10 protein-coding genes are annotated in these 14150 nt (G+C 52.4%); 2 read left to right on the forward strand and 8 right to left on the reverse strand.

Going from position 1 to position 14150, the window contains the following annotated elements; all coding sequences use genetic code 11:
- Positions 1-71: 71 nt before the first annotated feature.
- The 8 genes from KUC_RS01755 to KUC_RS01790 form a co-directional block, all read right to left on the reverse strand.
- Positions 72-959, reverse strand: coding sequence for an ABC transporter substrate-binding protein (locus KUC_RS01755; RefSeq protein ID WP_007111351.1), 888 nt, complete (start codon positions 957-959; stop codon positions 72-74).
- 84 nt (positions 960-1043) lie between these two features.
- Positions 1044-3455 carry a TonB-dependent siderophore receptor gene (locus KUC_RS01760; protein ID WP_007111352.1) on the reverse strand — a complete coding sequence of 804 codons (2412 nt, stop codon included), beginning with the start codon at positions 3453-3455 and terminating at the stop codon, positions 1044-1046.
- Positions 3456-3542: 87 nt separating this feature from the next.
- On the reverse strand, positions 3543-4526 hold the full coding sequence (locus KUC_RS01765; RefSeq protein WP_007111353.1) for a FecR domain-containing protein: 984 nt from the start codon (positions 4524-4526) through the stop codon (positions 3543-3545).
- 3 nt (positions 4527-4529) lie between these two features.
- Positions 4530-5060 (reverse strand): sigma-70 family RNA polymerase sigma factor, encoded by a 531-nt coding sequence (locus tag KUC_RS01770; protein WP_007111354.1) that lies wholly within the window; start codon positions 5058-5060, stop codon positions 4530-4532.
- A gap of 247 nt (positions 5061-5307) precedes the next feature.
- Positions 5308-6222, reverse strand: a complete 915-nt coding sequence (locus KUC_RS01775) for an ABC transporter substrate-binding protein (RefSeq protein WP_007111356.1) — start codon at positions 6220-6222, stop codon at positions 5308-5310.
- A gap of 147 nt (positions 6223-6369) precedes the next feature.
- On the reverse strand, positions 6370-8799 hold the full coding sequence (locus KUC_RS01780) for a TonB-dependent siderophore receptor (protein ID WP_141243395.1): 2430 nt from the start codon (positions 8797-8799) through the stop codon (positions 6370-6372).
- Between the two features lie 109 nt (positions 8800-8908).
- Positions 8909-9928, reverse strand: a complete 1020-nt coding sequence (locus KUC_RS01785) for a FecR domain-containing protein (protein WP_007111358.1) — start codon at positions 9926-9928, stop codon at positions 8909-8911.
- Positions 9929-10483 carry a sigma-70 family RNA polymerase sigma factor gene (locus KUC_RS01790; RefSeq protein WP_040479203.1) on the reverse strand — a complete coding sequence of 185 codons (555 nt, stop codon included), beginning with the start codon at positions 10481-10483 and terminating at the stop codon, positions 9929-9931.
- Positions 10484-10847: 364 nt separating this feature from the next.
- On the opposite strand from KUC_RS01790, the gene gad reads away from it, so the two are divergent.
- Positions 10848-12230 carry a glutamate decarboxylase gene (gene gad / locus KUC_RS01795; protein WP_007111360.1) on the forward strand — a complete coding sequence of 461 codons (1383 nt, stop codon included), beginning with the start codon at positions 10848-10850 and terminating at the stop codon, positions 12228-12230.
- Complete coding sequence (locus KUC_RS01800) at positions 12223-14121, forward strand: aspartate:alanine exchanger family transporter (RefSeq protein ID WP_141243394.1); 1899 nt, start codon at positions 12223-12225, stop codon at positions 14119-14121. The genes gad and KUC_RS01800 overlap by 8 nt, the downstream gene beginning before the upstream one ends.
- Positions 14122-14150: the final 29 nt, after the last annotated feature.

Consider the following 14150-nt stretch of genomic DNA (forward strand, 5'->3'; position numbering starts at 1 on the left):
AAACAATAAGTGATAATACGTATCATTACAAACGTATTAGTGGTATCGAGTTACTTCAGGAACCGGTGATATTAGGGCTCAGCGGGCGCTTCCAGTGCCTCGACCAGAAGCTCGGCGAACCGGAGGGCTGAGAAGAACCCTCCCCATGGCCAATAATTTGCTTCTATACTGACCGGCGTATCATTCAGCCAATGTTGCCATAGCCCCGACGTTGGCAATGCTGAATCAGTGAGATATTTAGAGTAAGCCGGGCGGAGCAGGATAAACCTTCCCTCTAATTGAAATGCCTCTGAGATGGTTAATATACTGAAACCCCATTCGTTAGTAGGCCCTTGCCAAGCATTCTCCAAGCCAAGCCGAGTGAGAACCATATCTTCCAGGCTCCCAGCCCCATAGAGTCGCAGATGACGGTCGTCTAAAATTTCTGCGACAAATAGAGACTTATCAGACCTTTCAATCTGTGCCGCAATTTCTGACATTCTGGCTTCTACAGAGTCAATTAATTCTTCGGCCTGCTGTTGCTGACCGCTAAGTTCCCCCACTTCTTTAGTCAACTGTTCAAGGTTCTGCCAAATATTTAAGTTTTCACCAAATAAGGGGATTTTTATTACATCAGCAATGTGGGAAAGCTTACCCTCTAGATTCAAGTGGGCCGGAGGCGAGATTAGAATTGCATCGGGCTCCAATGACGCTAGGTATTCAAAGTTGGGCTGAAACCTTTGCCCGAGTTCTCGAGTGTAAGGCAATAAGGGCTCCCGGTAGAAGCGCCTATATTGTGCCAAGCCCGCCATTGCTAAAGGCGGCTGATGCAAAGCCGAAAGTGTATCAGCAATAGCATAGTCAAAAACGACTAGCTTTTTGGACTCTTCAGCATTAGCGAATGAAACGAATAGTGGTGAAAGCATAACCAGGAAGAAAATTATACGGCCTGATGGTAGTAAATTACCCATATAGATCATCAATATACTTTCTTTCTATTTTGGCTTTTATAATACGAAGGCAGGCGGTGAGGCCGCCTGCCTTTGTCTCTCTTGGTAATGACATTACCACTGATAACTTACTGAGCCTACAATGCTTCTCGGCTCGCCATAGTAGCAGCCATAAGTGCAGGACTCGATATAGGTTTTGTCAGTGAGATTGGTGGCATTCAATGCATACACCCAGGATCCAGTTTCATAACTCACGCGCGTATCGACAAGTGTGAACGACGGCACTTCTCCCTCTAACCAGGTCGCTCGGGTTGGGCCAACGTAACGAACGCCAACTCCTACCTTCAGCCCTGGCAGACCGAAATCGCCAAAACGATAGTCGCCCCATAAAGAGAACTGATTATAGGGCGTATTAGCTGTTCTCTTGCCCACCTGATCTGGCGTAACAGGGCTGCTTTTCGTTGTACGCGCATCAGTGTAAGCATAGGCCGCGACCAAGTTGGTATTGGGGCCGATCGCTGTCTTCGCTTCCAACTCAACACCGCGTGAACGCACTTCGCCTATCTGTGTCTGGAAGCTAGTGTTCACCGGGTCGGTGACGCTAACGTTTTCCTGTGTCAGCTCGTAAGCGGTGGCGGTAAGCATGGTATCCCAGCCATCCGGCTGAAAGCGAACGCCCAATTCATATTGTTCGCCTCGCGTGGGCTCGAACCGATTGCCATTACGGTCTGTGCCGCTGGTGGGTTCAAACGACTGGCTGTAGCTGATAAAGGGCGCTAAACCGTTATCGGCAAGATAGACGCCCCCTACACGGCCGGTGAAGGCATTGTTCGTACTGCGGGTCCACTCGGTGGGGCCGAAATAGGGAGAGTACTCGCTCTCAGTCCAGTCTTGACGTCCTCCCAACATGAGAACCCACTTGTCGGCGATTTTCATCTGATTTTGAGCATACAAGCCAACCTGCTCGCTGCGTTGCTTGGATGACCATGCAAAAGGCACTCGATCACCTAGCTCACCGCTACCGTAAACAGGATCAAAGAGATCAAGCGGTGGCGCTGTGCGGTTGTAGCGCTCGGTTTCGTGCCGTTGTCGTATGTAGTCTATTCCGATCAAACTGGTGTTGGTGGTATTGCCAGCCTCCCAGTCATATTGCAAGGAGGTATCTGAGGTCAAGCCTGATGACGCATCGCGTCGATCTTGAGCGCTCCTTGCATAAATCCGCTGATCGATACTTTGACCGAGACCCATCTGAGGAAAATCTCGATCGGATCGGAAAGTACGCAGACTATGACGGAGGTGGAGGCTGTTAGAGAGATCGTGCTCAAACAAGTAGCCGATCGAATAGCGCTCGTTATCGTACTCATCATAGCCGGGCTCCCCAGTAAATCGCTCCCGGGGAATTTGACCATTCGGGTTAGGAAGAATAGTGCCGCTGGTGGGTAGCCCATAAACATAGGCCGTTTGATCGCGCTGATACTCGCTCAGCAGAGTGAGCGAGGTATCTTCGTTTGGCTGCCACTTAAGGGCTGGGGCAATATAGGTGCGATCATCCGGCACATGGTCGATAAAAGTATTGCTATCCCGGTGCAGCATGGTTAAGCGGTATGACCACACGCCATCCTCATCTAGAGCATCAGAGAAATCAGCAGAGATCTGGCGACGATCGAAACTGCCCGCCTCGATATTTACCTCGCGCAGGGGCTCGATGGTCGGGCGTTTACTCACAGCATTGAGCATACCACCAGGAGAAGCCACTCCATAAAGAATAGAGGACGGGCCCTTTAATACTTCCAATCGTTCCAGACCATAAAGCTCTTGCTGGCCATCATAAAGATTCGCTTGGTACTTACTGCCGTCACGGTAGGATCTATCAACGGTGAACCCGCGGACTCTTAGTGATTCAGTGCTACGGTCGGCGCCTTCCTGCCTTGATATACCAGGAGTATAGCTCAGGGCTTCAGTGAAATTCCGAGCCCCATAGTTTTGAAACTCCTCACTACTTACAATCGAGATGGACTGCGGCGTTTCAATAATCGGTGTATCGGTTTTGGTGCCTGTTGCGCTCCGGGTGGCAGCGATACCCTGCACTGGCCCGTAGGCTGTCTCCTGCATCCAGTCGGCTTCCACCCGTAACAGTGCGAGATCCACATCATCAGGCCGCTCCACTAACCGATAACTACCATCGGCTTCCTTAACCAGAGACAAACCACTCCCGCTGAGCAGTGCCCGCAATCCACCTTCGACATTGTAGTCACCAGATAGCCCGCGGGTTTGCTTACCCTGGGTCAGGCTGGCATCAAAGTAGATAACCACGCCGGAATCGGCGGCGAAACGACTGAGGGCGTTGCCCAAGTCACCGGCAGGCACTTCAAAATGCTGCGCACTTTGCTGGGCTGGTTGCTGCGATGGCTGCTGGGCGTGGGCGGTCAGTGGCAGCAGCACGCCGGGCAGTGATAGCGCGGTACACAGCATTGCACCGCTAACCGCATTGGCGAGCCGGGATTTTGTAAACTTAGTGTTGTGCATGGGTTCCCCTCTGGTTAGCAACAAAAAAGTGCCTCTTTAACCAGTAAGTCGAACGGGGAAACCAAAAGGTACCGCCATGGACAAAAATTATTTTTCCTCGTCCACCGTCACCCAGTAACGCGTGCGGAAATTGACCGATACCGGGAAGGATTTACCCAGCGCATGCAATGCCTGATCGGTATCGTCTACCCTGAAAGCGCCGGTAATACGGAAATTAGCCACGCTGGGGGCGCAGCGTAAAACGCCTGTGCGGTAGCGGCCCAGCTCGGCAAGAAATGCATCCAGAGGCATGTTTTGCACCACCAGCATCTGGTTAGTCCAGGCGTCATCGGTGGGTGCCAGGCTTGTCAGTGGGGACGCCGTGTCGGCGGTAAAGGTGAGCTGATGGCCAGCAGGGCACTGGTTTTGAGCCCCCGAGTGAGTAGTCACTTCCACACTGTGCTCGAACACAGCGACCTGGGTTTCCGCTTCTAACATCCGCACCGAGAACCGCGTGCCTAAGGCGCGCACCCTACCCTGCGGCGTTTGCACAATGAAGGGCCGCGGGTTCTCGTTACTATCGCTGGCGGTGGTTATCATGATTTCGCCTCCGCGTAATATCACCAGGCGCTCGTTGGCACTAAAGTGGATATCCACAGCCGAAGCGGTGTTCAGTATCAGGGTGGTGCCATCCGCCAGCGTTAGCTGTTTGATCTCGCCAGTGGCGGGGGGGGGGTCCGCCAGCCATTGCTCTACGGTGGTGTGGCGGTAGGCGGCCACGCCCAGAGTTCCCGTGCCCAGCACCAGTGCCAGACCTTTCAACACACTACGACGGCTCACACTGAAGTGCTGTTCGGCACGCTCCAGTGTGTTTAGTGCCAGGTGGCCCGGCACTCTACCAAGCCGGGCCTGCAGTTGGTCTACCCGCTGCCAGGCCCACTGATGCATTGGGTCGCTGTCTAGCCACTGCTGCAGGGCCTGCTCGTCTGCTGGCCCTGCCTCTTCTGAACACAAGCGTGCATACCATTGCGCGGCCGCTTGCAGTGCCTCCCGCCGAGACTGTGCCAGTTCATGGGGGGCTGTGACAGTCAAAGGTTACAGCTCCGCTTCCAGCGCATAGAGCAAACAAGACTCGGTGGCCTTGGCCATGTATTTTTTGACTGAACTGAGCGATACACCCAGCTCCTGGGCAATATCCACGTAACGCATACCCTGTAACTGCGATAACAAGAAGGCTCGCCGTACGTTACTCCCCAGGCCGCTGAGCATGGCATCCAGCTCGTGCAGGGTTTCCAACATGATGGCCTGCTCTTCTGGCGAAATGGCAACCGGTTCCGGCTGATGGGCCAGACTTTCCCAATAAGCTTTTTCCAATGCGTGGCGGCGGAAATGATCGATTAAAACCCGATTGGCGATGGTCGTCAGAAAACTGCGTGGCTCTCGGATAGCTTCAACCTGGCGTTCGGCATCGCTGCGCCCCAGAATGCGCACAAAGGTATCCTGGGCAAAATCCGCCGCCTGCTGCGAACAGCCCAAACGACCACGCAGCCAGCCAAGAAGCCAGCGGTAATGCTCGGAATAGAGGGTATGTACCTGCTCGCGCAGTGGGTAATTCCCAGACGACATGGCTACCTTCTGGCCTCAATATGATGTAAATGATAATTATTGCCATCATATTGGGTGCCCCAGGAGGATACAAGCCCTTGATATTGATTCCTGGCGTTACGGATATGAAAGATTGCGAGGCAGCCTACTCCCCTTCCCACGCTAAAAATGCTCTAGAAAAGCGAAAAGCAGGCACCTCCGGCAAGTGATAGCGTTCATCACAATATACGTATTAGCAGTATCAAATTCCTGAAGAGAAACCGCCGCGTTAGGGGGCAGCGGGTGTTTCCAGTGCTTCAACCAGAGCCTCGGCGAAGCGGAGGGCTGAGGGGTGAACGCCGGCTATCCAAAAAGTCGATGGCAAAACGACATTATCACCCCGCTGAACGCTGGGAAGATAACGCCACATACCACTCGTTTCGATATTGTTTTCTATGCCTGCGGGGAATGCACTTTCCATCACGACCAGTCTCGCGTCTTCGAGATGAACCTTGAAGAGTTCCCTGATACTTACCAGTGAGCGTCCCCACTGGTCGGTCTCTCCTGTCCATGCATTGCGAAGGCCCAACCGATCTAGCACTCCCTGAAATATACTGTTATCACCGTATACGCGAACATATTGCTCAGTTATTAACTGGACGACTAATAAAGGAGGCTGAGGAGTCAACTCATGTTTAAGGGATTCCAAGTTAGATTGAGTATCCATAATCAACTTTTCTGCTGCAGCTCTTCGCCCTGAAAGCTGACCCAGCTCAAGAACAAAAGCATCGAATCTTGACCATATATCCTCGCCAGTATTTCTAGTGTAAGGGTAAAATTTAATTAAGCTTGAAGTTGAAATATTATCTAGTACGGTTTTCATCCGAGTATGACGAGGTGCAAGAAGCATTCGATGGGGATTAATACTACTAAGCAGCTCTAGGTTGGGAAATGATGGTGTTCCAATATCAGTGATGTCAGCATGTGCATATTCATTGCCGGTCCATGTGTGAAACACCGCAATATTACCCATAAGAACAGAACCAGGAGGTCTGAGTGCGATAAGTGCTTCCGCAGTAGTCCAATCGAAAACCGCAATGGATGATGGTGCTGAAGCAGCCAGTGATGAACTAGTGTTCAAGGAAAGTAACAGCACGAAAGGAAGAGTACGCAAGAATCTAGGAATAGATTGGATAAGAAGCATAGCAAACTCCTTTAATGAAATATAGTGGAAGATATATTGGCAACCGGCACTTTCATAACCTTATTTGTTGAATAAACTCAGCCCCACTAAGGTGAGGCTGAGTAAAATGCTTGCTCAGAAACATGTTGAGCACTGCTATGCTGGCTTTTAGAAGTCATACTTCATTGTTATCATGAAGTTGCGTGGAGTACCGTAATAGTTGTGCCTAGTAATTCCTCGAACTGAAGAGTAATACTCTTTATCAGTCAGGTTGTTGCCATTTAGAGAGATGTCCAAGTTCTCATTGACGCGATAACCAGCCATGGCTGAAACAGTGGTATAGCCCCCTTGTTCGATACGAAAACCTAAGCTTTCGGCATAAACACTGCTTACCGTATTTATCCCGGCACCCACGCGCCAGCCCTGATTAGGATCATCGCTAAAGCGGTAGCGTGACCACAGGTTGAAGTTATGTTCCGGCGTATCCGGCGAAAGTGTAAGGCCCTCTGAGTTAGCATCTCTTACGTATTCAGTTTGTGTATAGGCATAACCCGCACTCAGATCCCAACGGGGCATTAGCTGACCGCTGACCTCCAGCTCAAGGCCCTCACTCTTGGCTTCGCCAATCGGAATTGAAAAACCTGGGTTATTAGGGTCCGTATAGGCACGATTGGTGTCTTCAATACGAAAAACTGCAGCATGCCAGTTTAAGTCGCCCCCAGCATGGGAACCCTTAATGCCGAACTCGTACTGCTCTCCTTCTCTTGGATCGATCGGTTCGCCATTGCTGTCTGCCGCCGTTTGTGGCTCAAAAATACCCGTATAACTGGTGTAAAGGTTGAGCTCTTCGTTAAGCCGATAGATCAAGCCAGCGTAGGGAATAAATTCGGTACCACTATCTCCTTCAATAATAAAATTATCCGTTTCCCACCAATTGACTCGACCACCAAGTGCAATAGTGAAATCATCGATAACATTGAAGCGCGCTTGGCCATAAGTAGCGTATTGTTTTGTACTGAACTTCGATCTTCCTGGGGTTGTTTCAAAGCTTGGTTCCGCGCGACCATATTCTGGATCAAACAGATTCTGGGGAAGGTATTTTGGATCGCCGTAGGCCCATTCACTATCCCGATCACTATTCTGGTAACTCGCACCCAACACTGCTTCATGGGTAACTCCAGCCAGTTGAAATGGCGTTCTAACCTGAGCTTGAATGTGATCAGCCTGTTGGACTGTATCCCAAATAATCTGCCGAACCATAAAATCACCGCTATCTCTTTCGACGGTGGTGAGATCCCCCTCGCTGCTTTTCTTCAAACTTGCATCGCGATCCAGCCGGTTGGCCTGAAATGTAATTTCACCGCCGTTTTCGAGGCGATGCTCAAGTTCAAGAAAGTAGCGCTGCGCGTCTCCTGCCTGCTTATCCCAGTCGGACCCGAGGTAGGTAGAGCGGTCTACATTGGGTAATGTGCCATCACCATAGATAGGCAGTCCTGAGTGAGGGCGGAACTCTTCATCTTGTAAAGTGACGCCCACCGACAGTGTCGTGTCGGGGGATAAGTCGAACTCAAGCGTGCCATAGCCTATCTGGTTTTCTGAGTAAACGTGGTCAATAAAAGAGTTCCTATCATCGTAGACACCGACGAAACGACCGCGAACTCGTCCTTCGCTATCTAGTGCGCCGGTAACATCGATAACACTCCGGTAAGCATCATCCGAGCCAGCAGAAAGGGAAACCGAGGCCTGACTTTCTCCTAAGGCGCGCTTGCGCACTAAGTTGATGGTACCGCTGGGTTGGCCAGAGCCATGAAGGATGCCTGCGGGCCCACGAAGCACTTCTATACGATCTAGCAGAGCTGTATCAAATACGCCGGCACTTTGCCAAGCGGAACCGACACTCTGAACTGGGCTACCATCCATAAGAAAGGAGTCGATATTATAGCCACGCGCCTTGATTGTGTACTGGTTACCCCCGTATTCGTTCACAGTGATGCCCGTAACGTTACGCATGGCCTCAGCCAGCGAGGTAGTCCCTTGATCATCCAGACGTTCTCGCGTCACGACGCTGATGGACTGAGGCGTTTCCTTAACTGACTGTGAAAACAATCCGATGCTAGCACTTTCACTTGTATAGGAATCGATGTTCTCGGTCATGCCGTAGGGCAGACGCGCTCCAGTCACCTCAACCGTCGACAAAGCCACCCCATCTGGCCGTTCCTCCAGCCGATAACTGCCATCCCCCTGCCGTACGGCCCTAAGGCTGGTGCCATTCAGCAGCCGTTCGAGCCCTTCGTCTACCCCATACTGGCCCTGCAGGCCAGGGCTCTGGCGCCCTTGTCCCAACTCACCCGCGCCGCTGATAAAAACACCTGCCTCAGAGGCAAAGCGATTAAGTGCCGAACTAACAGGGCCCGCGGGGATATCGTACTGGCGTGTTTGCTGCTGGCTGGTTTGCGCCATGGCGGGTGGTGACAGCAGCGGCGCGGCTAACAAACCAACGGCGGCGAGATGAACCGCCAGCGCGAGGGCGCGGCGGCGCCGTGGGAGCTGACGGGTAACGGCTAACGATGAAGGTAATACAGAGCGTTGTTGCGGCATATCGGTTCCCCTTGCAGATGGTTTTTGGCTGCTTATATAGGGGAATCGAACCCGCACGAAAAAAGGGAACCAGGAAAATTAATTTTTTCCTTTTATTCTTGGCACGTTTTTATTCGCGCCCTGACCCGGCCGCCTCGATCTTGATCCACCAGGGCATCACTTGCCGCACCGTCACCGGCAGCGTGGTCTCGACCATGTGCAAGGTACGCTCCAGGTCATCAAGCGGGAAAGCGCCGAGCAGCGTGAGATCCGCCACCGCCGGGTCGATCTCAAGACGGCCGCGGTGATGCTGGCTCAGCTCCGCGGCGAACGTTTTCAGCGACATATTTTCTGCCAGCAAAACACCGTTGGCCCAGGCAGCCCGGCTACCGTCGGCGGGGTTGAGTTCGCCAATGCCGTTAACGGCGTAGCTGGCCTGTTGCCCCGCGTCGACCACCTGGCGCTGGCTAGCATGGTCGGCATCGCCAAGAGTCTGGATAGCCACCGCGCCCTCAAACACCGCCAGCAGTTCATCGGTTTGGCGTTGGCGCACGCTAAAGCGAGTGCCCAAGGGCGTTAGCCGAGCACTTCGGGTATCTACATAAAAGGGGCGTTCGGGGTCTTTGCCGGTCGTAATCAGCACCTCGCCCGCCACTAGTTGCAGTCGGCGCCGCTGGTGGTCGTAGTCTACGTCCAGCGCCGAGGCGCTGCTTAGCCAAACTTGGGTGCCATCCTCTAATTCAATGCGGGTGATGTCGCCGGTAGCGGTGCGGTAGTCGGCGCCCCAGTACGCGACCCATTTGGGCAATGGTGTCCACTGCCAGGAAAGCCCGATCAACACGGCCGCAAATGCCAGGGTAGAGAGCCCACTCAGCAGGTGCCACCGCCCTCGTCGTCGTTGCCGCGCCGAGCTGATCACCCGGTCGGCGGTCTGCCGCTCCGTCTCATCCAGGTTGGCGGTGAAACGCTGGCTAACGCCTTCCACTTGTTGCCAGGCCCAGCGGTGGGTATCGCTGGCCTCCAGCCACGCCTGCCAATGCTCATATTGGGCTGAAGAGAGCTCGCCTGCCTGCCATTCGGCAAACCACTCGGCGGCCTCTGCCAGCGCGCGGCGCTTGGCGGCTTCATCATGGCTGACGGCAGAGGCCATTTAGAGGCTGGCCTCGAAACCGGCTTCGATCAATGCACATTGCAGCATGGCCTGGGCCATGTACTTCTTGACCATTCGTTCGGAAACGCCGAGTTCTTCAGCAATCTGCCGATAGGGTTTGCCGTGCAGTTGAGAGGCCAGAAAGGCAGTGGCGACCTTTTCAGGCAGTCGCGACAGCATACGGTCTATCTCGCACAGGGTCTCGATGACGATCTGCTGGTGTTCGGCGGAGGGCAAATGCGCCTCAGCGCGGGCAGCCAGCGCCTCTTGCCAAGCCCTTTCGATATCCTGGCGTCGCCAATGATCAACGCACAGCCCTTTAGCCATGCGGCTAAGGTAGGCTCTGGCACCGTCGAAGCTATCCAGATGCCGCGGCGTTTGCAGCAGGCGCACAAAGGCGTCTTGGGCCAGGTCTGCCGCCGATTCGCCGCAGCCCAACCGCCGACTCAGCAACTGCTGCAACCAGGGGTGATGGTGGTGATAGAGCTGACTGAGTGAGTCCCGGCAGCCGGTGTGGTATGCCGTGGTTTCGGCTGATGGGGGTGCCGCCGCCATAAGAAATAGTCCAACGCCATTTTCGAAAATGATTCTTATTCTTTTTCAATTCGAAAGCAGTGTCAATGCCTGTCAAGGTAGTAGAGACAGCATACTCAAACATTTCATGCCAATTGAGATCTGCGACAGAAAATATCGGCAGATTACTCTTAATTAAACTAATCTAATATATAACCGCTTTCCTTTTTGGATTATCAAATTTTACTTAGCATATAAATTTCGTAGGAAGCCTGCCACTAACCTAAAAGATGGCTTTGGGGTGCTAGTACACAGAGCAGTTGGATTTTGTTTGGCTATCAAGTATGCAAATCACCACAGAGCCGCGAATTCACTAACGTACCCTCGAAAAAAAAGGAAATTTAGCATGCCCATTCACCGCATTAATTTAGACGATCAATCGAGCTTACGAGATGTTTATGCAACCAACACTTCAGAAAAGAGCCTACCTAAATTTCGGATACCAGAGCAGCGTACTGAACCGCATGCGGCCTACTCGCTGGTGAGAGATGAGCTTTTATTGGATGGCAATGCTCGACAAAACCTCGCCACGTTCTGCACCACATGGGTGGATGATGAAGTTAAGCAATTGATGACGGATGCCGTCGACAAAAACATGATCGACAAGGATGAGTATCCTCAAACAGCGGAGATCGAGAACCGCTGCGTACATATTCTCGCAGATCTATGGCACGCCCAGAAATCATGGGAAACAGTAGGGTGCTCTACAACAGGTTCAAGCGAAGCAGCAATGTTGGGTGGCCTGGCATTCAAATGGAAGTGGCGCCAGCGCAGGGAAGCAGAAGGTAAAGACACCAGCAAGCCGAACATCGTGACTGGACCTGTGCAAATCTGCTGGAAAAAATTCGCGCGGTATTTCGATGTTGAAATCAGGGAAGTTCCCCTTGAAGGCGATGCTCTTGGCCTGCAGCCAGGGGATCTCCGAAAGTATTGCGATGAGAATACCATCGGTGTCGTTGCTACGCTCGGCGTTACATTCACAGGTATTTATGAACCGGTTGAGGCTTTGGCCTGTGAGTTGGATGCGCTAGAGCGCGATCTAGGATTAGATATCCCAATTCATGTCGATGCTGCATCCGGTGGTTTTATTGCTCCATTTATACAACGTGACTTGGTGTGGGATTTTCAAATTGAACGGGTTCGGTCTATTAATGCATCAGGACATAAGTATGGGCTTGCTCCATTAGGGGTGGGTTGGATTATTTGGGCATCGAAGGAAGACCTGCCCGAAGACCTGATCTTCTACGTTGACTATCTCGGCGGTAACATGCCGACCTTCGCGCTCAACTTTTCCCGTCCAGGCGGTGAGATCATAGCTCAATACTACAATTTCTTGCGCCTCGGCCGCGATGGCTACACAGCCATTCAGCAAGCCTGCTCTGATACGGCGCAGTGGCTGGGAGCTAAACTAGCCAAAATTGGACCCTTCGAAATGGTGTATGACGGGCATGGCGGCTTACCTGCTGTCGCCTACAAACTGACTGACTTAGATCATGGCTTTACCCTTTATGATCTTTCAGAGCGGTTGCGGATGCGTGGTTGGCAGATAGCATCCTACCCCCTGCCATCAAACCGGCAAGAAACCGTCGTTCAACGCATTCTGATCCGCCATGGTGTCAGTCGTGATCTGGCTCACCTTCTTCTTGATGACATGAAGCGAGCGATCAACCATTTAGCGCAGAACCCTGTGCCACACTCGACCGCAAAACCGGGGTTCCACCATGGCTAAGATGCATAAGTGCGATGCAGCACTCAATAACACCTTCGTTTTCAAAGCTTGTTTAACATTAATGTTTGTCGCAGGGCCTGCCGCGGCTCAACGTGAAACGCCCTCCGAGGGGGGGCGCGTGATCGGGCAGATTTTCGATAGAATAGAACCAGTAGCTGAAACAGGACTTCATGGATTTTTTCAGCTATTAGGAAATCAGCCAATTGCATTCATTCTTCTCGTTCTTACTTTTGGCACCCTAGTCGGGAAGTTAAATGTAAAGGATGTCTCGCTCGGCTCTACTGCAGGCACCTTGCTTGTGGGGGTCGTAATATCAATGATCGCTGAGGCTGCCTACGGAATAACCTATTCCATCCCTGGAATTTTATCTTCATTCATGCTCCTGCTTTTCATGTACGCCCTTGGCCTGAAAGTCGGGCCGCAGTTCTTTTCAGGGCTACGCAAGGGAGGTCTTGCCTTTATTGGAATAGGTATCATCGTTTGGGCTTTGAATTGGATCATTTGCTATGTCGGCGCATCTTGGGCAGGGCTGGCCCCAGGCTATGCAACGGGGCTCATTTCGGGCAGCTACACTATTACGGCAATTCTCGGTGTAGGCCAAGGAGCATTAGCTAGTGGCGCCTATGCTCCTCCCCCAGGGATGACCATCGAAGAGGTTGGGGCCAATATGGCCGCAGCCTATGCCATTAGCTATGTGCTGTCGAGTATCGGCATTATCTTGTTGATCCGCTATCTTCCGCGTATTTTCGGCCGTGATGCTAAGGCCGACGCAAAACTTGCTGAGGCCGATTATAGTGGTGGTGCTACGCATCCAGTGCCTGGGGCGCCGGGGGCTTTGACTATAGGGTTCTCTCCGTATGATCTACGCGCTTTTTCCGTAACCCACGACAGCTTTGTAGGACGTAGTCTGTCGCAGTTGATCAACGACTACCCCCAGGTTCCAATCCTGCGTGTAGTGCGCGATGAAGCGGTGTTGGAACTTTCTGCCAACACTATTCTCACCATGAACGATATCGTGACCGTGCGTGCGAATGTGCACGACCTGATTCTCAGGGAAGGTGAACTGATAGGGCCCGAATCCGATAGTCAGCTTGCTCGTAGCGTTCCTTTGGAGGTCGCGGACATTCATGTTGGTTCGCATGCGGTCTCAGGTAAGACTCTCAAAGAACTGGCAAGCCATGGAACTGGAGGTGTTGAGGTACAAGCCCTATTTCGAGGTGGTAACGAACTCCCATTTGGGCCTAAAAGCATCGTACTATTTGGCGATGTGCTACGCTTAACAGGCCCTGACATTGCACTTAAAGCCGCAGCGAAGCAACTTGGCGGTCACGCGATTCTGCCAACCATGAAATCCGAAGTACTTTATCTGGCACTAGCCATGCTGGCGGGGTATCTAGTTGGTATCGTGACTGTCACTGTTTCTGGCATTCCTTTCTCGTTAGGAACCTCGGCAGGGTGCATTCTTGCAGGTGTGGGAGTCAGCTATTTCCGCAGCCGGAACCCTGAATTTGGTGGGCCAGTCCATGAGGGAGCGCGTAGCTTTCTACAGGACTTTGGACTGAATGCATTTGTTGCCGTTCTCTCCGCCAATGTCGGGCCAAAAGTCATCACGGCTTTAGGAGGTGACACAATCTTATGGCTGGCATTGATTGGCACTATCGGTGCGCTGTTGCCGCCACTAATTGCTTTTTGGGTCGGCATTAGATTTTTCGGTCTCAACTCCATTATCGCTGATGGCGCGACTACCGGTGGGCGTAATAGCACACCGGGCCTGAACGCCATTATTGAAGAATCGGGAAGCTCAGTGGCCGCTGTCCCCTACCCTGTGAGCTATGCCCTTACGACCGTACTGGCGCTAATCGGTGGTTACTTATCAATGATTTTATCCTAATAGATCAGCTAGCCAGATAATCGGTACGG

It is taken from the genome of Vreelandella boliviensis LC1, assembly GCF_000236035.1.
Lineage (GTDB): Bacteria > Pseudomonadota > Gammaproteobacteria > Pseudomonadales > Halomonadaceae > Vreelandella > Vreelandella boliviensis.